At 70.5% G+C, this 20,424-nt stretch carries 20 protein-coding genes; 8 read left to right on the forward strand and 12 right to left on the reverse strand.

The features are described from left to right. Positions 1-36: 36 nt before the first annotated feature. From ASD30_RS15895 to ASD30_RS15920, 6 genes are all read right to left on the reverse strand, one after another. Positions 37-2,085, reverse strand: a complete 2,049-nt coding sequence (locus tag ASD30_RS15895) for an iron ABC transporter permease (RefSeq protein WP_056683384.1) — start codon at positions 2,083-2,085, stop codon at positions 37-39. Positions 2,086-2,095: 10 nt separating this feature from the next. Next, positions 2,096-3,082, reverse strand: coding sequence for an ABC transporter substrate-binding protein (locus ASD30_RS15900; RefSeq protein WP_056683387.1), 987 nt, complete (start codon positions 3,080-3,082; stop codon positions 2,096-2,098). A gap of 26 nt (positions 3,083-3,108) precedes the next feature. Continuing rightward, complete coding sequence (locus ASD30_RS15905) at positions 3,109-3,921, reverse strand: ABC transporter ATP-binding protein (protein ID WP_056683391.1); 813 nt, start codon at positions 3,919-3,921, stop codon at positions 3,109-3,111. A 59-nt stretch (positions 3,922-3,980) separates the two neighbouring features. Continuing rightward, positions 3,981-4,919 (reverse strand): cation diffusion facilitator family transporter, encoded by a 939-nt coding sequence (locus tag ASD30_RS15910; RefSeq protein ID WP_056683393.1) that lies wholly within the window; start codon positions 4,917-4,919, stop codon positions 3,981-3,983. After that, entirely contained in the window at positions 4,919-5,254 is a 336-nt protein-coding gene (locus tag ASD30_RS15915) for an ArsR/SmtB family transcription factor (RefSeq protein WP_235530127.1), read from the reverse strand. The genes ASD30_RS15910 and ASD30_RS15915 overlap by 1 nt, the downstream gene beginning before the upstream one ends. Before the next feature lie 123 nt (positions 5,255-5,377). Further along, the gene (locus ASD30_RS15920; RefSeq protein ID WP_235532598.1) at positions 5,378-6,898 is read right to left on the reverse strand and encodes an MFS transporter; all 1,521 of its coding nucleotides are present in this window, start codon (positions 6,896-6,898) and stop codon (positions 5,378-5,380) included. Between the two features lie 88 nt (positions 6,899-6,986). Between ASD30_RS15920 and ASD30_RS15925 the strand changes: the two genes are divergently transcribed. Continuing rightward, entirely contained in the window at positions 6,987-7,523 is a 537-nt protein-coding gene (locus ASD30_RS15925; RefSeq protein WP_056683398.1) for a TetR/AcrR family transcriptional regulator, read from the forward strand. A 12-nt stretch (positions 7,524-7,535) separates the two neighbouring features. Here ASD30_RS15925 and ASD30_RS15930 read toward each other — a convergent pair whose 3' ends face one another. From ASD30_RS15930 to ASD30_RS15940, 3 genes are read right to left on the reverse strand one after another with little or no spacing between them, the layout of a single operon-like run. Beyond that, positions 7,536-8,567 (reverse strand): glutathione S-transferase family protein, encoded by a 1,032-nt coding sequence (locus tag ASD30_RS15930; protein ID WP_056683401.1) that lies wholly within the window; start codon positions 8,565-8,567, stop codon positions 7,536-7,538. A 50-nt stretch (positions 8,568-8,617) separates the two neighbouring features. After that, positions 8,618-9,691 carry a histidinol-phosphate transaminase gene (gene hisC / locus ASD30_RS15935; RefSeq protein WP_056683404.1) on the reverse strand — a complete coding sequence of 358 codons (1,074 nt, stop codon included), beginning with the start codon at positions 9,689-9,691 and terminating at the stop codon, positions 8,618-8,620. 9 nt (positions 9,692-9,700) lie between these two features. Beyond that, positions 9,701-10,279 (reverse strand): VanZ family protein, encoded by a 579-nt coding sequence (locus ASD30_RS15940; RefSeq protein ID WP_056683407.1) that lies wholly within the window; start codon positions 10,277-10,279, stop codon positions 9,701-9,703. Between the two features lie 76 nt (positions 10,280-10,355). Here ASD30_RS15940 and ASD30_RS15945 point away from each other — a divergent pair, with 76 nt between their 5' ends. The 7 genes from ASD30_RS15945 (at position 10,356) to ASD30_RS27780 (ending at position 16,720) form a co-directional block, all read left to right on the forward strand. Beyond that, entirely contained in the window at positions 10,356-10,730 is a 375-nt protein-coding gene (locus tag ASD30_RS15945) for a phage holin family protein (protein ID WP_056683410.1), read from the forward strand. After that, the gene (locus ASD30_RS15950; RefSeq protein WP_056683413.1) at positions 10,730-11,233 is read left to right on the forward strand and encodes a low molecular weight protein-tyrosine-phosphatase; all 504 of its coding nucleotides are present in this window, start codon (positions 10,730-10,732) and stop codon (positions 11,231-11,233) included. The genes ASD30_RS15945 and ASD30_RS15950 overlap by 1 nt, the downstream gene beginning before the upstream one ends. Next, positions 11,230-12,084, forward strand: a complete 855-nt coding sequence (locus tag ASD30_RS15955) for a fructosamine kinase family protein (protein WP_056683416.1) — start codon at positions 11,230-11,232, stop codon at positions 12,082-12,084. Before ASD30_RS15950 ends, ASD30_RS15955 begins: the two co-directional genes overlap by 4 nt. Before the next feature lie 46 nt (positions 12,085-12,130). Further along, positions 12,131-12,835, forward strand: coding sequence for a response regulator transcription factor (locus tag ASD30_RS15960; protein WP_056683418.1), 705 nt, complete (start codon positions 12,131-12,133; stop codon positions 12,833-12,835). Between the two features lie 30 nt (positions 12,836-12,865). Continuing rightward, positions 12,866-14,257 (forward strand): sensor histidine kinase, encoded by a 1,392-nt coding sequence (locus ASD30_RS15965; protein WP_056683422.1) that lies wholly within the window; start codon positions 12,866-12,868, stop codon positions 14,255-14,257. 4 nt (positions 14,258-14,261) lie between these two features. Then, on the forward strand, positions 14,262-14,999 hold the full coding sequence (locus ASD30_RS15970) for a M50 family metallopeptidase (protein WP_235532600.1): 738 nt from the start codon (positions 14,262-14,264) through the stop codon (positions 14,997-14,999). Positions 15,000-15,100: 101 nt separating this feature from the next. Next, a complete protein-coding gene (locus ASD30_RS27780; RefSeq protein ID WP_082563977.1) occupies positions 15,101-16,720 on the forward strand; it encodes a S1C family serine protease in 1,620 nt (539 codons plus the stop codon). A gap of 112 nt (positions 16,721-16,832) precedes the next feature. On the opposite strand, the gene pabB is transcribed toward ASD30_RS27780, so the two are convergent. Genes pabB through ASD30_RS15990 form a run of 3 tightly spaced genes read right to left on the reverse strand, consistent with a single transcriptional unit; the run spans position 16,833 to position 20,410 of the window. Further along, positions 16,833-18,122: an aminodeoxychorismate synthase component I gene (pabB, locus tag ASD30_RS15980; RefSeq protein ID WP_056683428.1), complete on the reverse strand. Its 1,290-nt coding sequence runs from the start codon at positions 18,120-18,122 to the stop codon at positions 16,833-16,835. Next, entirely contained in the window at positions 18,119-18,709 is a 591-nt protein-coding gene (locus ASD30_RS15985) for an anthranilate synthase component II (RefSeq protein WP_056683431.1), read from the reverse strand. The genes pabB and ASD30_RS15985 overlap by 4 nt, the downstream gene beginning before the upstream one ends. 24 nt (positions 18,710-18,733) lie before the next feature. Next, positions 18,734-20,410 (reverse strand): sulfatase-like hydrolase/transferase, encoded by a 1,677-nt coding sequence (locus ASD30_RS15990; protein WP_156393671.1) that lies wholly within the window; start codon positions 20,408-20,410, stop codon positions 18,734-18,736. Positions 20,411-20,424: the final 14 nt, after the last annotated feature.

A 20,424-nucleotide genomic window follows, 5' to 3' on the forward strand; every position in this document is an offset into this window, starting at 1 on the left:
CCTCGCCAATCGAGCGGTGCCTGCCCCAGACCCGCCTCAGGCCCGGGAGCGCCAGAGCAACCAGACGAAGTACGGCGTACCGATCAGGGCGGTGACCATGCCGGCCGGCACCTGGTCGGGTGCGATCACGTTGCGTCCCAAGGTGTCGGCCAGGCTGACCAGGAGCGCTCCGAGGAGCATTGCCACCGGGAGCACCCGGATGTGTCGGGAACCGACGACGGCGCGGGCCGCGTGCGGGGCCACCAGGCCGGTGAAGACCACCAGGCCGATGGCGGCGGCCGAGGCGGCGGTCAGCACGACGGCGACCACCAGGAGGAGCAGCCGGGTCCGCTCCAGGGACAGGCCGAGCACCCGCGGGGTGTCGTCGTCGAGGGCCATCACGTCGAGGTCGTTGCGGTGGCGCAGCAGCAGCGGGAGTCCCACGAGGACGACGAGAACGAGCGGGACGACCTGGTCGTAGGTGCGGCCGTAGGTGGAGCCGTTGAGCCAGGTCAGCGCGAGCTGGGTGTCGTAGGGGCTGGCGCTGATGATGATGAACGCGATGAGCGCCTGGCCGACGGCCGCGACACCGACGCCGACCAGCACGAGCCGGATCGAGTCCAGGCCGCCCCGCCACGAGACGGCGTACACGATCACGAAGGCGACGGCTGCCCCGACCAGCGCCGCTGCGTTGATCGTCCAGAGCGCGGTGGTCCCCACGAACGAGATGCAGGTGACCGCACCCACACCGGCGCCCGCGGTGACGCCGAGCAGGCCGGGCTCGGCCAACGGGTTGCGGCAGACGGCCTGGGTGGCGCAGCCGGCGAGGGCCAGCGCCGCGCCCGCGAAGGTGGCCGCAATGAGACGCGGGGTCCGCTCCTCGAGCGTGTAGTGGACGACTGGCCCCGCGTTCCCGGTGAGCCAGTGGGTCACGTCGCCGAGCAGGAGGCGGTCGTCACCCATCAGCAGCCAGCCGTTGCCTGCGAGCAGGCCGAGGACGGTCGCACCGACGAGGAGCACCGACAGCCCGACCACGAGCAGCGTCGTGAAGCGGAACGGGGACCCGGGGCGGGTGCGCGCGGAGGGCGCGTCGGGCACCGTGCCACCCTGGCGGAAGGTGCGGGCGATGCCGACGAGGACGATCGCGCCGAACATGGTGGTCGCGACGCCCGTCGGCACCCCGGGCCCGAAGGTCCCGGTCGGCACGAGTCGCATCAGGACGTCGGCCAGGACCACCAGGACGATGCCGATCAGGCCCGAGAGCGGCAGCAGCACGCTGTGCTTGTGCACGTCCTTGATCCACGGTCCGGAGAGCCGTGCCAGCACGGGGGCGCACAACCCGATGAAACCCATCGGGCCGGCGACGGTCACGGCGAGGCTGGCCAGCAGGACGGCGATGAGTACGGCGGCCAGCTGCACGAGCCGCACGTTGACGCCCAGGCTGGACGCGGCGTCGTCGCCCAGGCTGATCAGGTCGAGCTGTCGGCTCAGCAGCATCGCGACGAGCACCACGACGACGACCGCCACCGCCCCCTGCGCCGGGGCGTCGATGCTGATCTGGACCAGGTTGCCGTTGCCCCAGGCGAAGAGGCTCTGGGTCTGCTCCTCGAAGAGCAGCAGAAGCAGTCCGGTCAGGGAGCCCAGCGCCAGCGCGAGTGCCGACCCGGCCAGCACCAGGCGCGCCGGACCGGAGGCTCCGCCGGACAGGGCCAGCACGATCCCGGCGCCGAGCAGGCCGCCGAGGAAGGCGACGCTGCCCTGCAGGAACAACGGCAGCGAGATCCCGAGGGCCGCGACCAGGGTGGCCGCGAACCAGGCTCCGCCATTGATCGCGAGGGTGTCGGGCGAGGCGAGGGGGTTGCGGGTGACCGACTGGAGCAAGGCTCCCGAGACGCCCACGGACAGCCCCACGACCAGGCCCGCCAGCAGGCGTGGGAGGCGTGAGCCCATGAAGACGTCACGGGTCAGCTCGTCCCCGCGCCCGAGCGCGAGCTCGAGCAGGTCGCCGAAGCCGATGGCGGACGTGCCCTGGGTCAGGTGCACCGCACTGGCGGCGAGGGCCACCAGGACCAGCACCCCGAGGCCGGTGAGACTGCGCAGGGTCACGACCGGTGGATCACTTCGTCAGGTTCGCGACGATCTGGTCGACGAACTCCTGCGCCGAGACCGGTCCGCCGAACGTCCACACGCCCTTCTCGAGCGGGTAGAGATGGCCGCTGGTCACGAACTCGAGCTCGTTCCAGATCGGGTTCTTCTCGAGCTGGTTGCCGAAGACGTCGTCAGCCTCGACCGGGCTGTTGTAGAAGAACCGCACGCCGTCACCGAGTGAGGTGAGGCCCTCGGGGTCCGTGGTGCCCAGACCCCAGTCCTTGTCGACCTCGCCGGTCCACGCGTTCTCCAGTCCGAGACCCTCGGCGAGGTCGGACATCAGCGAGCCCTTGCCGAACAACCGAATGGTGACGTTGCCACCCTCGGCCCAGCCGTCAGCCATCGCGAACGTGGCGCCGGCGGCGTCGCTCTCGGCGATCGCCTTCTTCCCGGCCTCGAGCGAGGCCTCTAGGTCGCCGATGATCTTGTCGGCCGCCTCGGTCCTGCCTACCGCTTCGGCGATGGTGCGAACGTTCTCCTTCATCAGGTCGAGCTGTCCGGAGCCGTCGGCCGTGTCGAGCACGATGACCGGCACGTCGCGCTTCTCGAGCTGCTTGACGATGGCCTCGGGACCGGAGCTGTCGGTGATCACCAGCTCGGGGCCGGTCTTCATGATCTCGGTGAAGCTGGGCTCGCTGCGCTTGCCGACGTCCTGGACGGAGTCGTCGACCTGCGCGTTCGCCACCCACGCGTTGTACTCGTCGCCGTCCGCGTGGGCGACCGGCATCACGCCGAGGCTGACCAGGGTCTCGGTCTGCATCCACTCCAGCGACACCACCTTGGTTGCGGGGTGGTCGAGCTCGACGGTCTTGCCGCGAGCGTCCTCGACCGAGACCGGACCGCCGGTCGCGACGGAGTCCTCCTGCTCGTCCTTGGCGGGTTCGGTGCTGCCGCAGGCGGAGAGGGCCAGGGCCAGCGGCAGGCAGGCGAGTGCGAGCGCGCGCGATGTCTTCACGGTGGTGCCTTTCGGGGGTGGGTGGGTCAGGCCATCTGGGCCAGGCGACGCTCGGTGCGGTGCACCGGGTGCACGGAGACCCGTGAGGTGGCCGGGTCGCGGTGGATCGCGACCGGGAGTCCGTAGACCGCGGAGACACGCTCCGAGGTGAGGACGTCTGACGGAGCGCCCGTGGCCTGGACGGCTCCGTGGTGGAGCAGGGTCACGACGTCGGCGACGTCGGCGGCCTGGTTCAGGTCGTGCAGCACGACCCCGACCGCGACACCGTGGTCGTCGGCCAGGTCGCGCACCAGGTCGAGCAGCTCGACCTGGTAGCGCAGGTCGAGGTGGTTGGTGGGCTCGTCCAGCAGGAGCACGTCGGTCTGCTGCGCCAGGCAGCAGGCCAGCCACACCCGCTGGAGCTCGCCACCGGAGAGCTCGTCGACGCCACGGGTCGACATCTCGGCGACTCCGGTCACCTCCATCGCCCAGGCGACGGCGGCCGGCCCCTCGGGGTCGCGGGCCTTCCACTTGCCGCGGTAGGGGTGGCGACCGAACTCGACCACTTCGGCGACCGGGACCCCCGAGGGCACCGGTCGGTTCTGTGAGAGCAGGGTGATCACACGGGCGAACTCGCGCTTGCCCAGCGTGGAGACGGACTCCTCGCCCAGCGAGAGCGTGCCCCGGTCGATCTTGTGCAGCCGGGCCATGGCGCGCAGCAGGGTCGACTTGCCGCTGCCGTTCGGCCCGACCAAGGCGTGGACCCGCCCGGGATCGACGGTGAGCGATGCAGCACGGACGACCGTGCGGTCGTAGTAGGAGAGGTCGAGGCCTTCGCCACGGAACTGCGCACTCTGCATGAGGTCAGGGTAGCCTAACCTCACTTGACCGGTCATCAGGGCGTCCGAATGCCGGCGGCTCAGTCGCAGCCGGCCTCGCCGAGGTCCTCGTGGCTGCGATGGCTGGCCGGCTCGACCTGGAAGGTCGCGTGGTGCAGCTGGAAGTGGTCGACGGCGCAGCCCTGGAGCCGGTCGAGCATGCCGCCGACGCCGATCTCGGCGAGTGCCTCGTCGGTGACGGTGATGTGCGCGGAGAGGCTCGGCAGGCCACTCGTGATGGTCCAGGCGTGCAGGTCGTGGACATCGGTCACGCCGGGCACCTCGACCAGGTGTCGTCGTACGTCGGCGAGGTCGAGGCCGGCCGGCGCGATCTCGAGCAGCACCACGAGGGACTCCTTCAGCAGCACGAACGACCGCGGCAGGATCATCACCGCGATCAGAAGCGACGCTATCGGGTCGGCGCGATGGAAGTCGGTGGTCAGGATGACCACGCCGGCGGCCACGGCGAGCACCGATCCGACCAGGTCGGCGAGGACCTCGTTCGCGGCTCCCTTCAGGTTCAGCGAGCCGGTGTCGGAGCGGTTCAGGATCACCATCGAGACCGCGTTGGCCACGAGGCCGACCGCCGCGAAGGCGATCATCGGGCCGGCTTCGACGTGGGTCGGATCGGCCAGACGACTGATCCCGGCCCAGGCGAGATAGCCGCAGACGCCCAACAGGACAAGGGCATTGACCAGCGCCGCCAGGATCTCGGCGCGGTGGTAGCCGAACGTCGAACGCGGCCCGGGTCGCAGTGTGGCGACGTACGACGCCCCGAGCGCGAGCACCACGGCGGCGGCATCGGTGGCCATGTGACCGGCGTCGGCGAGCAGGGCGAGCGAGCCGGTGACGAAGGCGCCGACAACCTCCACGACCATGACGGAGGCGGTCACCGCGAGCACGATCCTCAGCCGCTGGCGGTCCTCCGCCCGGCCGCTCGCATGACCGGTCGAGTGTCCGTGACCGTGTCCGTGGCCCATCAGCGGTCCCGATGACGCACGACGGCGTCGACGGCGTGCTCGGCCTGGTTGAAGGCGACCTCGACGAGCTCGAGGGCGTGGTCGTTGGCCAGCCGGTAGTAGACCCGGTTGCCCTCCTGGCGCGTGGAGACGACCCGGCTCATCCGCAGCTTGGCGAGGTGCTGGGAGACCGCGGCCTGCGACTTGCCGACCTCCTCGGCCAGCACGCCCACCGACTGCTCGCCGTCGCGCAGCGCCATCACGATGCGCACGCGTGTCGCGTCGGCGAGCAGGGAGAAGATCTCGACGGCCACGGGCAGGTGCGCGTCGAGCTCTTCATCCGTATATGCGTGCATGCGCATATAGTCGCACACCCGTCGACCTGTCGCCAGTTCATGTCGACCCGTCGCCAGTTTCAGAAGCTCACGACAGGTCAACCGAAACTGGCGACAGGTCGAGCGGAATTCACGACGGGTCGATCAGACGCGGGCGCGCAGGATGCGATGGACGGCGAACGCGACCGCGAAGGACAGCAGCGAGGCGATCGCTGCGGTCAGCGTGACTCCGGAGTCGAAGGCATGCGAGGCCGAGGCCAGCAACGCGTCGGCCGATGCCGGGGGCAGTCCGCCGGCAACCTCCACGGCTCCCCCGAGGGTGGCCCGAGCCTGCTCGGCGTCCGGGCCAGAGACGGTCACCGGCACGTCGATGCCCTGACGGTAGGCCAGGTTCAGCAGGCTGCCGAGGACTGCCGTGCCCAGCACCGCACCGATCTCGTACGCCGTCTCCGAGACCGCAGAGGCGGCACCGGCCTTCGCCGGCGGAACCGCACTGAGCGCAAGGTCGTTGGACACCGTCTCGGACATGCCGACGCCTGCACAGACCAGCACGAAGCCGATCAGGAGCACGGCGCCTGAGCCGGTGTGCCCCATCGCGGAGACGGCGGCATAGCCGGCCGCATTCAGCAGCACGCCCGCCACCATCACCCGCGCCGCGCCGAAGCGCCGCACCATCGGCACCGCACCGAGGCCGAGCACGACGGTCACGACCAGGCCGGGAACCATCATCAGGGCGGCATCGAGCGGCGAGTGCCCGGCGATCAGCTGCAGGTGCTGGGCCAGGAAGTAGATGAAGCCGACGAGCGCGAAGACGCTGACCAGGTTCACCACCAGCGACACCGAGAACACCGGGTTCGCGAACAGGCGGACGTCGAGCATCGGGTTGCTGCGCCGCAGCATGCGGCGCACGAACCCGATGCCGCAGGCGATGCCGACCAGGACCCCCATCAGCGTCAGCTCGTCCAGTCCGTGGGTGGCCACCGACTTGATCGCGAAGACCGAGGCGGCCAGCGCCACCGAGACCAGGGCGATGCCGGCCGGGTCGACCGGACCGGGGTCGGGGTCGCGTGACTCGGGGAGCAGCCGCATGCCGAGCACCAGGAGCGGCACGAGGAGTGGCACGGCGATCAGGAAGATCGAGCCCCACGAGAAGTGCTGCAGCAGCCAGCCGCCGACCACGGGACCGAGCGCGGCGCCCGCGGAGAAGCCGGCCATCCAGATCGCGACGGCGGTCCGCCGCTCGGCCGCGTCGGTGAAGATGTTGCGGATCAACGAGACGGTGGCCGGCATCAGCATCGCACCGAAGACGCCGAGCAGCGCACGGGCCGCGATCAGCCAGCCCGCACTCGGCGAGAAGGCGGCCATCACGGAGACCGCCGCGAAGCCGGAGGCGCCCCACAGCAGGATCCGGCGCCGGCCGATCCGGTCGCCGAGGCTGCCCATCGTGACCAGGAGAGCGGCCAGCACCAGCGGGTAGATGTCGATGATCCAGAGCAGCTGGTTGCCGGTCGGACCCAGCGACCGCGACAGGGACGGTACGGCGAAGCTCAGCGCCGTGTTGTCGATCGAGACCAGCAGCACGGGCAGCATCAGGACGGCCAGCGCCACCCACCGGGAACGGCGGGAGAGCTGGTCGGGGGCGAGCGGGAGCTGGTAGATCGTCACCCGCACAACTGTACCGTCTGGACGGTACAGTTACTAACCCACGCGATGGTGATCTCCGCCTCCACGCCGTGGTCGATAGGGTCGCCCCATGTCCCGTCCTCCCAAGGCCCGCGAGTCGGCGCTCGCGGCGTACTGCGAGCTGCTGCGCAGCGAGGGCGAGCGCGCAACCACGATCGACAAGGTGGCCGCCCGGGCGGGGATCTCCAAGGGCGGGGTGCTCTACCACTTCCCGAGCAAGGAGGCGTTGGCCGAGGCCGCACAGGCCAGGTTCCACGAGGAGTGCGAGCGCGACCTGGTCACGATGGCGCAGGCGCCCGAAGGGCCGTCACGCCATTACGTGCGCACCTCCTGGACCAGCGGCAGCGACCTCGACACCTACTACACGGCCATGGTCCGCCTGGCCCAGTCGTCCTGGCAGCCGGCCATCGACGAGCTCGAGAGGGTCCACGCGGCCTGGCTCGACCTGATCCGCTCCGAGGTCGGGGACCGGCACGCCGCCGAGGCGATCATGCTGATCGGCGAGGGCCTCTACCACCACTCGTCCATGCCGGGCGAGTGGTCGCGCGCCACCTTCGCCCGCTCGCTGGACCAGCTGCTCGACCAGGTCGACCGACTCAAGGCCTGAGTCGGCGCTCGGTCAGAGCTTCTCGCGTCCGTGCGGCGAGGTCCATCCGCTCAGGTCCGGGCCCTTCGGCACGATGCCCGACGGGTTCACGTCGGTGTGCACCACGTAGTAGTGCTGCTTGATCTGGTCGAAGTCGATCGTCTCGCCGAAGCCGGGCGTCTGGAACAGGTCACGCGCATAGCCCCACAGCGCCGGCATCTCCACGAGCTTGTTGCGGTTGCACTTGAAGTGCCCGTGGTAGACCGGGTCGAAGCGAGCCAGCGTCGTGAACAGGCGTACGTCGGCCTCGGTGATCGCATCGCCCATCAGGTAGCGCCGGTCGGTCAGCCGCTCCTCCAGCCAGTCCATCGCCGTCCAGAGCCGGTCGTACGCCGCGTCGTACGACTCCTGAGAGCCGGCGAAGCCACACCGGTAGACGCCGTTGTTGACCTCGGTGAAGACCCGCTTCATCACCGACTCCATCTCCTCGCGGAGGTCGTCGGGCCACAGGTTCGGCGCATCGGGGCGGTGGTGGTCTCGCCACTCGAAGAAGAGGTCGTGGGTGATCTGCGGGAAGTCGTTGGTGACCACCCCCTTGGTCGGCACGTCGACGATCGCCGGCACCGTGATGCCGCGCGGGTAGTCGGGGAACCGTGCGAAGTAGGCCTGCTGCAGGCGTTCATACCCGAGCACCGGGTCGACACCGCCGGGGTCCAGGTCGAAGGTCCAGCTCCGCTTGTCGTGCGTGGGTCCGGGCAGGCCGAGCGAGATGACGTCCTCGAGGCCGAGCAGTGAGCGGACGATGATCGAGCGGTTCGCCCACGGGCACGCCTTGGCCGCGACCAGGCGGTAGCGGCCGGGCTCGACCGGCCAGACCTGGACGTCGCGCGGGCTGTCCTTGCTGCCGCTCGGGAACGTGTCGTCCAGCGGGTCCGCGGAACTCTCCCCGGCGAGGATCCGGTCGGGGATGTAGTTCATGTCGCGGGTGAACTCCTTGCCCTTCTCGACATAGGCCTGGCTCTGGTCGGTCACGGCACTCCTCCTGAAAGTTGCTTCTTCAACCATAGTCGGCGCAGGCGTGGCCGGTGAACTCACAGGCAGCGTGAGTGCGGCGGTCAGTGCGGGAAGGTGCCGGCCAGGTCGACCAGGCGGTCGTTCGCCTCGGGCTCGCCGATGCTGACCCGGGCACCCTCGCCGGCGAACGGGCGCACGACGATGCCGGCCTCGTCCGCAGCGGCGGCGAAGTCGGCGGTCTTCTCGCCGAGCGCGAACCAGACGAAGTTGCCCTGGGCGTCGGGAATGTCCCAGCCGGCCTCGCGCACACCCTCGACGACCCGTGCGCGTTCGCCGACCAGCGTCTCCACCCGGTCGAGCAGTTGCGGCTCGGCCTTCAGCGAGGCGATGGCCGCGGCCTGGGCGACACCGGAGACCCCGAACGGCAGCGAGACAGCGCGCAGGGCGGCGGCGAGCGGCGCCTGCGCCACGGCGTACCCGACCCGGAAGTTGGCCAGCCCGTAGGCCTTGGAGAACGTGCGCGTGACCACGACGTTGGGGAACTCGCGGTAGGTCGCCAGCCCGTCGACGGCGTCGTCCATGCGCACGAACTCGACGTACGCCTCGTCGACGACGACCAGCACGTGCGAGGGCACCTTGGCCAGGAACTCATGCAATGCCGTCTGGGTGACGGCGGGGCCGGTGGGGTTGTTCGGGGTGCAGACGATGACGACCTTGGTGCGGTCGGTGATCGCGGCAGCCATGGCGTCGAGGTCGTGCTCGCCGGTCGCGGTGACCGGCACCTGCACCGACGTGGCCGCGGCGGCGGTGACGGCGATCGGGTAGGCCTCGAACGAACGCCAGGCGTAGACCACCTCGTCGCCGGGGTCGCAGAACGACTGCATGATCTGGTAGATCAGCGCGACCGATCCGGTGGCCACGGAGAGGTCCTCGACCGGTACGTCGAAGTGCTCGGCGAGTGCGGCGTACAGCTCCACGCAGCCCATGTCGGGGTAGCGGTTCATCTGGCCGACCACGCCCATCGCCGCCTCGACCACACCGGACAGCGGCGGGTACGGGTTCTCGTTCGAGCTGAGCTTGTACGTCGTGAAGTCGGGGCGCGGCACGGGCGGCTTGCCGGCCACGTACGCCGGGATGTCGCCGACGTTGGCGCGTGGCTTGGGGGTCGAGGTCATGGCCGCAGGTTAGTACCCCGCGCGGCTGCGTCGTTTCCGGTGCTTGTGGCGCCACGGCTGGAACACCAGGATCAGCACCAGCCCGAGCCCCACCCCGAACGCCGCCCCGGTGACGTTGTCGACGATGTCGGTGACGTCGCAGGCCCGGTCGATGCGGGCCACCTCGAGCTGGGTCTTCTCGATCACCGCGGAGTACACCGCGAGCGCGACCAGACCCAACGGGGTGAGGATCCAGCCGGCCCGCCACCGGGCCACCGAGAGCACCAGCAGCGCGCCGGCAGGGATGAACAGCGCGGTGTTGAGGGTGCGCTGACCGGACTCGAAGATCCAGAAGCCGTCGGGGGCCGGGCCGCCGATGTCGGTCGAGCAGGTGGCCATCCGCGCGTCTTCCGGAATGGCCAGGTCGACCGCGTCGAGAGGCGTGAGCGTGACCAGGCCGATCACCGTGATCGCCCACAGGAAGCCGGCGATGGAGAAGGCGGAGACCCAGCCGAGCGGCTTGAGCAGGGCGAGCGCCAGGAGCAGGAACACGACGGCGGAGGCCACGGTCCCGAGCACCATCGCACCGGTACCGCCGAACTCATTCACCCGCCAGAGGTTACAAGCCGGGCCCCGAAACGCCGATCCTGTGTGTCCGCGTTGACGCCTTGTCTAGGCTGAGGCCGTGAAGTTCCTCGCCTGGCTCCTGACCAACGCCGCTGCGCTGGCTGTCGCGGCATGGCTCCTGGACGGCATCAGCTTCGAGGGCTCCGACTGGCAGGCGAAGATCCTGCCCCTGCTGCTGGTGGCCCTGATCCTCGGCCTCGTGTCGATGTACGTCGAGCCGGTGGTCAAGTTCCTCTCGATCCCGTTCATCATCTTGTCCATCGGCCTCTTCCTGCTGGTGATCAACGCCCTGATGCTGATGCTGACCGCCTGGATCGCCGACAAGGTCGACATCGGCTTCCACGTCGACGGCTTCTGGAACGCACTGTTCGGCGGCATCATCATCACGCTGGTCTGCGGCTTCATCGACGTGGCCGTGCTCGAGGACGACTGATGGCGTTGCCGCTCCCGCGCACCCCCGGCACCTACCGCGTCGCCCTGGTCTGCCTGGGCAACATCTGCCGCTCCCCCATCGCCGACGTCGTGGTCAACCACCGGCTCGACGAGGCCGGGCTGGCCGACCACGTCCACGCCGACAGCTACGGCACCGCCGGCTGGCACGTCGGCAAGCCGATGGACCCACGCTCGGCGGCGGTCCTGACCACCCACGACTACGACGCCACGCAGCACCGGGCCCGGCAGTTCGACGCCGACGTCGTGTCGTCGTACGACCTCGTCCTGGCGATGGACCACGACAACGTGAGTGACCTCGCCGCGATCGGGGTCCCCGCCGACCGCCTGCGCCTGTTCCGCGACTTCGACCCGACACCCGGCGACGGCGTCGTCCCCGACCCCTACTACGGCGGCGACGACGGTTTCCGCGACGTGCTCGCCATGGTCGAGCGCACCGCACTCGGCATCACCCACGCACTGCAGCAGGAGGTCGTCCCTTCATGACGCGCAACTCCGCCACCGCTCGCAAGGCCGAAGAGCTCCTCGACGTCCAGGTCGTGGCCACGGCGCCGGTCGCCGGCGGTGACATCTGTACGGCGACCAGGCTCAAGCTCTCCGACGGACGTTCGGCGCTGATGAAGACCCACGTGCACCCGCCCGAGGGGTTCTTCGCCGCCGAGGCCCGCGGGCTGCACTGGCTGGGCGAGTCCGGGGGCGTCGCCGTCCCCGACGTGCTGGCCGGCGACGCCGACTGCCTGATCATTTCGTTCGTCGAGACCGGGAAGCAGACCCCCGACGCCGCGGTGGAGTTCGGCCGCGCGCTGGCCGCGACGCATGCCGTCGGCGCCACCGGCTTCGGCGCCGACGCCGACGGCTTCATCGGGCGACTTCCGATGCGCAACACCGCAGCCGACACGTGGGCGGAGTTCTACGCCACCCGCCGACTGTTGCCCTACCTGAAGCTGGCCCGCGACCGTGGTGCGATCGACGAGTCCGGTGCGAGGGGCATCGAGTCGCTCGTCGGACGACTCGCCGACCTGGTCCCGGTCGAGCCCCCGGCCCGACTGCACGGCGACCTCTGGAACGGCAACGTGCTGTGGGGCACCGACGGACACATCCACGTGATCGACCCCGCGGCGTACGCCGGTCACCGCGAGGTCGACCTGGCCATGCTCTCGCTCTTCGGCATGCCCCACCTGCCGCGTGCCCTCGACGCCTACCACGAGGCCGCGCCGCTCGCCGACGGCTGGGAGGACCGGCTCGGATTGCACCAGCTCTTCCCGCTGCTGGTCCACGCATGCATGTTCGGCGGCGGGTACGGCGCCCGCGCGGCCAGCGTCGCGGCGCGCTACTGAGCGCGATTCTCAGCCACGCCTCAGGAGTCTTTGGCACAGTGGTGTCGTGAACAGTGCTGCACCCAAGCCCCACGTCCTCGTCGTCGACGACGACCGGGCCGTCCGTGAGTCCCTCCGGCGCTCCCTCGAGTTCAACGGATTCACCGTGTCGATGGCCGAGGACGGCGCGCAGGCCCTGGCCGGGATCGGCAACCTGCGACCCGACGTCGTCGTGATGGACGTGATGATGCCGCGGCTCGACGGCATCGAGGCGACCCGGGCACTGCGCACTGCGGGCAACGACGTACCGATCCTCGTGCTGACCGCGCGCGACGCCGTGGGTGACCGCGTCGACGGCCTCGACGCCGGCGCTGACGACTACCTCACCAAGCCGTTCGCACTCCAGGAGCTCCTGGCCCGGCTGCGCGCACTGCTGCGCCGCGTCGTACCCCACGACGAGCTGGTCGACGAGACGCTCGCGTTCTCCGACCTGACCCTCGACCTGGCCAGCCGCGAGGTGCGCCGCGGCAAGCGCGCCATCGAGCTCACCCGCACCGAGTTCGCGTTGCTCGAGATGTTCATGCGCCGCCCCAAGCGGGTGCTGGAGCGCTCGTTCATCCTCGAAGAGGTGTGGGGCTACGACTTCCCCACCACCGCGAACTCCCTCGAGGTGTACGTCGGCTACCTGCGCCGCAAGACCGAGGCCGAGGGCGAGGCCCGGCTGCTGCACACGGTGCGCGGGGTGGGCTACGTGCTTCGGGACTCCCCGTGACGGGCAGCCGAATCTGATGGGCCGACTCTGATGGGCCTGTCGCCGCGCGAGCCGAGCCGGTGGCACTACCGCCGCAGCCTCGCCAGCCGGGTCACCCTGCTCACCACGTTCGCGGTGGGCCTGACGGTCGCCGTACTCGCCCTGGGTGCCTACGTGACCGTGCGCATGCAGATGCAGGCCAGCCTCGACGCCTCACTGATCGACCGGGCCCAACGCGCCTCTCAGGCTCCGACCCTGTCCGAGCTGACCGTGGAGATGCGCTGGCCGTCGTGGGCGTTCGGCGCCGCCGACGTCCGCATCGCGTTCATCCGCCAGGACGGCAAGACCTGGTCGATCGACGACGGCCCGGTACTCAAGCTCGGTGGCGACGAGATCGACGTCGCCAGGGGCGACGCACACAGCTCGATCCGCACCATCGAGGCCGGTGACACCCGCTACCGCGTGGTGACCGTGCCGACCCGCGACGACGGTGTGGCGCTGGTGATCGCCCAGTCGCTCGACTCCCAGGAGACCGTGCTCGGGCGCCTCGGCATCGTGATGCTGCTCTTCGGGGTGGCCGGCGTGATCGCTGCCGGAGTGGCCGGCTGGGGCGTGGCCCGCAACGGGCTCCGGCCAGTACGCCGGCTCACCTCGGTGGTCGAGGAGATCGGCCGCACCGAGGACCTCACCCCCATCGAGGTCGAGGGCAACGACGAGATCGCCAGGCTCTCCTCGGCGTTCAACACCATGCTGGCCGCGCTCGAGGCCTCCCGCGAACGGCAACGCCAGCTGGTCGGCGATGCCGGCCACGAACTGCGCACGCCGCTGACCTCGCTGCGCACCAACCTCGACCTGCTGCTCCAGGCCGACGCGTCCGGCGGCATGCCGCCCGAGGCCCGCGCCGAGCTGCTCGACGACGTGGGCGCCCAGATCGAGGAGATGACCAACCTGATCGGCGACCTGGTCGAGCTCGGCCGCGACGAGCACGCGCCGCACCAGGTCGAGCTGGTCGATCTCAAGGAGGTGCTCGACCGGGCCATCACGCGGGTACGCCGTCGCGCGTCGAGCATCGACTTCGACGTCGAGGCCGAGGACTGGTGGGTCACCGGCGAGTCGGCCGCTCTCGAGCGCGCCGTGATGAACCTGCTCGACAACGCCGCCAAGTGGAGCCCTGCCGACGGCACGGTGACCGTCCGCCTGGCAGACGGTGTGCTGACCGTCGCCGACCAGGGCCCCGGCATCTCCGAGGCCGACCTCCCCTACGTCTTCGACCGCTTCTACCGATCCACGGAGTCGCGGTCGATGCCCGGCTCCGGCCTGGGGCTCTCGATCGTGCGGCAGACCGCTGTGCGCCACTCGGGGTCGGCCGAGGCGAGCACTCTCCCCGACGGCGGCGCCTGCCTGACGCTGCGACTGCCCGGACGCACCCTGCAGCAGGTCTGACCCGGTGCGCTTCCCTGACCCGGCCACGTCCACGGTGGCCTTCACCGACGTGGCCGGCGAGATCTGGTCCCGCGCCACGACCGTGCAACCCGCACCGTCCCCGCGCGTCGTGCTGCTGCTCGCCGTGCTGGCGCTTGCGCTCGTGGTGCACCCACTCAGCTGGCACTGGGTGCGCCACCTGGTCACCGTCGTCCACGAGGCCGGCCACGCGTTCGTCGCCGTCCTCGTCGGCCGACGGCTCTCGGGCATCCGGGTGCACTCGGACACGTCCGGGCTGACCGTCTCGCGCGGGAAGCCGCGCGGCCCCGGCATGGTGGCCATGCTGTGCGCCGGCTACCTCGCGCCTGCCGCCCTGGGCCTGCTCGCGGCGCTGATGCTGGCGAACGGCCGCGCCTTCGGCCTGCTGTGGCTCCTGGTCGCCCAGCTCGTGGTGATGTTCGTGCAGATCCGCAACTGGTACGGCGCACTCGTGCTGCTGGTGATCGGCTCTGCCCTGGTGGGAGTCTCCTGGTATCTCTCCGACACCCTCCAGTCGGCCCTCGCCTACCTGATCGCCTGGGTCCTGCTGCTCGCCGCGCCGAAGCCCGTCGTCGAGCTCATGCGCGAGCGCCGCGGTCGCCGTACCGGCTCGGACGCGGACCAGCTGGCGCGCCTCACGCCGTTCCCCGCAGGCTTCTGGATGGTGGTCTTCCTGCTGGCGAACGTCGCCGGCCTCGCCCTGGCCGTCGCCACGCTGTTCTGACCTGAACGTCTGACCGGGACGTCTGACCTGGACGTCGATCTGGCCCGACAGGCCGCGGATGAGGGGTTTCCGGGCCGAACATTCACGGCATGATGTCGGCCATGAGCGATGAGAACGCGGGAGACGACTCCAATCCCACGACGGCGATCCGCCCCGGCGCGCGCAAGCACCAGCAGGCCGAGCCGACCCAGCCGTACGCCGCCCAGCCGTATGCCGACCAGCCGCCGGAGCCCGCGTCCCCCGAGGCCGAGCCCAGCGTGGCTCACGCGATCAACGATCCCGGGCCCGACCACGAAACCTCCCCCGTGCCTCCCGCCCAGGCGCCCCAGCAGGCGGCGTACGACGGTCGCCACGCGCACCAGCCCGGTCCCTACGCGCCGCCCCAGGACCAGGCGTCGCCGGCCCCGCAGAGCCAGTTCGCCCCGCCCCAGGATCCTGGCCACCCGGGTCAGCAGGGCCAGTTCGCACCGCCCGGACAGGCCGCCCAGCCCTACGGCCAGGGCCCGCAGCACGCCCAGCCGTGGGAGGCACCCCCGCCGTACCCGACGGGCTATCCCCAGCCGGGGCACCAGGCCCCCCTGGGCCCGCCGACCGAGCACCGACAGACCGGTGGGAGCGGGCGCGGCAAGACCGGCATCGGCCTGCTCGCGGGTGCGCTGATCCTCGGAGCGGCCGCCGGCTTCGGCGGCGGCTATCTGCACGACGAGACCTCCGGCGGCGGAGACGGCAAGGTCGACGCCGGCCAGATCGACATCGCCGGCCTCAACCTCCAGGACCTCGTCTCGGTGCAGAACGTGGCGGAGAAGACCCTGCCGTCGGTGGTCAAGATCGAGGCCTTCGGGGCCTCCAGCGGCAGCACCGGTTCGGGGATCATCATCAGCGACGACGGCCTCATCCTGACCAACTACCACGTCGCCTTCAACGGCATCGAGGGCGACACCACCGTCTACTTCGACGACGGCAGCAGCACCACCGGGTCCTTCGTCGGGGCCGACCCCGACATGGACATCGCGCTGATCAAGGCCGACGACGTCTCCGGCCTGACCCCGATGAAGTTCGGCGCGGCCGAGGACCTGAAGGTCGGCCAGGCAGTTGTCGCGGTCGGCTCGCCGTACGGCCTCGAGTCGACCGTCACCGCCGGCATCATCAGCACCGTGAACCGCCCGGTCAACGTCGCCGGCATGGAGGCCTCGCAGGAGGCCATGGTCTACCCCGCACTGCAGACCGACGCCGCGATCAACCCCGGCAACTCCGGCGGCGCACTGGTCAACATCAAGGGCGAGCTGGTCGGCATGAACTCCGCCAACCGTACGGCGTCCAGCAACACCGGCTCCGAGGGCGACCTCGGCTCGATCGGCATCGGCTGGGCCATCCCGGTCAACGTCATCGCACCGATCGTCGAGGAGCTGAAGAACGGTGACGAGCCGACCCACGCGTGGTTGGGCATCATTCCCGGCAACGCCCGCGAGTCCGGAGTCGCGCAGGGCGCCACGGTCGAGGACTTCACCAGCGACAGCCCCGCCGAGGAGGCCGGCCTGAAGCAGGGCGACGTGGTCGTCGCCGTCGACGACTACCCGATCGCCCAGGGCCTCGGCCTGGTCACCACCGCCCTGCAGTACCGCCCCGGCGACAAGGTGAAGCTGCGGGTGCTGCGTGACGGCAAGGAGCAGACCTTCGAGGTCACCCTGGCCGAGAAGGGCCGCCTCTTCGACGACCTGTGAGGCCGGGCATGCAGTGAGCCGTGCAGTCGGCCGTGCCGTGAGCGCAGCGCCGGCGGAGGCCGGGTCGTGCCGCACAGGACCTCCGCCGCCCCAGTCCAGGCCCGGCCCCGGCTCAGTCGAAGACACGGGTCAGGCGCTCGGCCTTGAGGCGAGACTCGGCGTACTCCTCGTCGACGTCCGAGCGCACGGTGATTCCGCCGCCGGTGCCGAGGCGCCAGCGTCCGTCGCCGCTGGTGGTCAGGCTGCGGATCACGACGCCGAGGTCGGCCCGACCGTCGCCGGAGATCCAGCCGAAGGCCCCTGAGTAGACGCCGCGCGACGAGTCCTCGACGTCGCTGATGATCTCCATGGTGCGCAGCTTGGGCGCGCCGGTCATCGAGCCGGCCGGGAACAGCGCGCGCAGGGCCCCGATCGTGGTGATGTCGTCGCGCAGGTGGCCGCGCACGGTCGACACGAGCTGGTGCACCGAGCTGTAGGTCTCGACGTCCATCAGCACCGGCACCTCGACGGAACCGACCTCGCAGACCATGCCGAGGTCGTTGCGCAGCAGGTCGACGATCATCAGGTTCTCGGCGCGGAACTTCGGGTCCGTGGCCAGCAGCCGGCGCTGCCGCTCGTCGTCCTCGGCGCTCTCCCCTCGCGGAGTGGTGCCCTTGATCGGCTTGGTCTCGATCGCCCGGTGCCGGTCGACGGTCGCGTAGCGCTCGGGTGACGAGCTGAGCAGCCAGGCACCCTCGTGCTGGAGGAACCCGGCGTACGGCGCCGGGTTGAGCGCGCGCAGTCGCAGGTACGCCGACACCGGGTCGAGCCCGGACTCGATCGCCAGCCGGTAGGTCAGGTTCACCTCGTAGGAGTTTCCCGCGTGCAGCTCCTCCTGCACCCGCGCGAACTCCGCCGCGTACTCCCCCGGCACCTCGGTGGTCGAGGCCTCCTCGGTGGTGGAGAACGACGAGGCCTCCTCGGTGGTTGAGGAGCGAGCGCCAGCGAGCGTCTCGAAACCACCACTCCCCGACACATCCACCTCGGGATGCTCGAAGATCCGCACGTTCCTGGTCCGCATCCAGACCGCGGTCGGCATCGGGTCGTCGGCATCGACGGACGCCGGCAGGTCCGGACGGCTGGCGTAGCCGAAGTAGCCGACCCAGTGCACGTCGGCGCCGTCGCCGGCCGACTCCGCCTCGAGTGCGGCGAAGATGTCGTCACCGACCACCTCACGCGTGCCGGCGGCGACACGGTGCACGAGGCCGGTGCGGGCGTCGTACGTCAGCGAGACGTCGTCCTCGTCCAGCCAACCCAGGATCGAGCGGCGTCCCGACCAGGGCCGAGCGCCACCACCGTCGAGCCAGAAGCAGCGGTCGTGGGCGGCGGCGATCTCGAGGAAGTGCGGCACCGGGTCGGTCATGTCCGCCCCAGGAAGTTCGCCACGAGCTCGGCGCCGTACCGGCTGAGGATCGACTCGGGGTGGAACTGCACGCCGTGAAGGGGAAGCGTGCGATGCCGGACCCCCATGACGACCTCCGGCTCACCGGGCTCGCCGTCGCAGGTGGCGGTGACGACGAGGTCGTCGGGCAGCCGGGTCGCGGCCAGCGAGTGGTAGCGCACCACGTCGAACGACGCGGGCAGCCCGGCGAAGACGGACGTGCCGTCGTGCCGGACCGAGGCCACGTCACCGTGGGCCGGGGTGATGCGCTCGACCGTGCCGCCGTACGCCGTGACCAGGCCCTGCATGCCCAGGCAGACGCCGAGCACCGGCGTCGTGCCGGCCAGCAGCACGTCGTTGCCGACCGCGAAGTCGGCCGGGTCGGACGGGTGGCCGGGACCGGGCGAGAGCACGACATGGCTGAAGCCGAGCAGGTAAGCCGCGGACGTGGCGTCGTGCTGCACGACCTCGGGCAGGGCCCCGGTGACGGCGGCGACGAGGTGGACGAGGTTCCACGTGTAGGAGTCGTGGTGGTCGACCACCACCACGTTCGTCACCGCATCGATCACATGCGCAACCTACTGGGTGAGGACCTAGCGCGTCAGCGCCAGACATTTCGGCCGGACGCGCTCGGAGCGTTGTTCACCGCACGCGACGAACTCCTCCAGTCGCCGCTGCAGCCGGCGCACCTCCGCCCGCTTGCCCGGGTCGGCGTAGGAGTTGGTCTGCTCGAACGCGGAGTCCCGGTAGTCGTAGAACTCCCAGGCGTAGTCGGTGCCCTGCCAGTCCGGGTCGAGGTCGAGCCGCACCAGGAGCGCGTCCCGGCTGCGGATCGCGACGTACGACGGGATCATGTCGATCGTGCCGCCGGAGTAGACCCGGTCCGGGTCCAGGCCGAGCGAGGGCGCGTAGGTGTGCTCGAAGAACGCGTGGCGCGAGCCCTTCGCGGTCTGCTCGAGCAGGCTGGGCGCGAACGACGTGCCCGAGCGCCAGGGCTCCGGCTCGAGGCCGGCGAGGTCCTCGAAGGTGGCGGCCAGGTCGATGTTGTTGACCACCTGCGGGCGGGTGCCGGCCTCGATCGACGGCCCGACCACCAGGAGCGGCACGTGGGCGTCGGAGTCGTAGGGCGCGCCCTTGCCGCGCTCGAGGTCGTGCTGCCCGAGGTGGAACCCGTTGTCGGAGGTCAGCACCACGTAGGTGTCGTCGTCGACGGCCGCCAGGATCCGCTCGACCATGCGGTCGATCGAGGCCACCATGCGGGCCCGGTTGCGCAGGTCGACGACCGCGTCCTCGGGCCGCAGCGTGGTGGTCGTCGGCTTCCAGCCCGGGGCCGGGGTGCCGTCGGCGTGCACCGGCAGGTTGTCGGACTGGTCGTCGCCGAACCCGACCAGGTCGTCGAGATCGAGGTCGCTGCAGTCCACCCGACCACAGTTGCCCAGCGGCCCGGCGTGGCCGGTACGGTCGCGCATCGCCGGCGGGAATAGCGGCTCGTCCGGCCACGGGGTGTCACCGTCGACCCGGTTGTGCGGACCGTACGGCGCCACCTCGAGGTAGAACGGCGCGTCGTCGGGGGTGTGGCGCTCGATGAAGTCGAGGGCCAGGTCCTCGGTCACCGTGCCGGCGTACGCCGCGTCCTTCACCTCGTCAGTCGCCGACGCGGGAGGGATCGCATGCTCCCGGACGCGCAGCTCGCCGTCCTCGACGTACGAGCTGGCGAAGCCCCAGCCGTCGTACGCCGAACCGAACAGCGCGTTGAACTCGCTCCAGCCGGCCGGCAGCTCGAGGTCGGCCATGCCCGGTTCGAACTGGTTCAGGTACTTGCCGACGAACCCCGTCGTGTAGCCGCTGTGCTTCAGGTGCGCGTTGACCGAGCGTTCGGGGTTGCCGTAGGCGGAGAACGCCTCCCAACCGCCGATCGGGCCGTAGGGGTTGGGCAGGTTGGCGGTGTTGGTCAGCACGCCGGTCTGGTGCGGGTACTGCCCAGTCATCAGGCTCGACCGCGACACGCAGCACAGGGAGTCGACCACGAACGCCCGGTCGTACGACGCACCCTGCTGCCGCATCGCCTCGGCCGAGCGCATGGTCTGCAGCAGGTCGAGGGAGAAGTCGTCCATCAGCACCAGCACGATGTTGGGGCGGGCCGGGATCTCGACGGGCGCCGCGATCGTGGTGGAGGGGCCGCCGGGCGCGTCGGCGTCAGCGACGGTGCCCTGATGGCGTCCGGTGACGACGACGGCGGCGACCAGGATCGCCAGGAGCGCAAGGGACAACACCCGGAACCGCA

Origin of the sequence: Nocardioides sp. Root140 (assembly GCF_001426745.1) — a bacterium.
GTDB lineage: Bacteria > Actinomycetota > Actinomycetes > Propionibacteriales > Nocardioidaceae > Nocardioides.

Coding starts and splice junctions, on each gene's coding strand:
- ASD30_RS15955 (WP_056683416.1), top strand. CDS start 11,230: ATGACGCGCAACTCCGCCACCGCTCGCAAGGCCGAAGAGCTCCTCGAC.
- ASD30_RS15930 (WP_056683401.1), bottom strand. CDS start 8,567: ATGGTTGAAGAAGCAACTTTCAGGAGGAGTGCCGTGACCGACCAGAGC.
- ASD30_RS15910 (WP_056683393.1), bottom strand. CDS start 4,919: ATGGGCCACGGACACGGTCACGGACACTCGACCGGTCATGCGAGCGGC.
- ASD30_RS27780 (WP_082563977.1), top strand. CDS start 15,101: ATGAGCGATGAGAACGCGGGAGACGACTCCAATCCCACGACGGCGATC.
- ASD30_RS15950 (WP_056683413.1), top strand. CDS start 10,730: ATGGCGTTGCCGCTCCCGCGCACCCCCGGCACCTACCGCGTCGCCCTG.
- ASD30_RS15915 (WP_235530127.1), bottom strand. CDS start 5,254: ATGCACGCATATACGGATGAAGAGCTCGACGCGCACCTGCCCGTGGCC.
- pabB (WP_056683428.1), bottom strand. CDS start 18,122: ATGACCGACCCGGTGCCGCACTTCCTCGAGATCGCCGCCGCCCACGAC.
- ASD30_RS15965 (WP_056683422.1), top strand. CDS start 12,866: ATGGGCCTGTCGCCGCGCGAGCCGAGCCGGTGGCACTACCGCCGCAGC.
- hisC (WP_056683404.1), bottom strand. CDS start 9,691: ATGACCTCGACCCCCAAGCCACGCGCCAACGTCGGCGACATCCCGGCG.
- ASD30_RS15925 (WP_056683398.1), top strand. CDS start 6,987: ATGTCCCGTCCTCCCAAGGCCCGCGAGTCGGCGCTCGCGGCGTACTGC.
- ASD30_RS15905 (WP_056683391.1), bottom strand. CDS start 3,921: ATGCAGAGTGCGCAGTTCCGTGGCGAAGGCCTCGACCTCTCCTACTAC.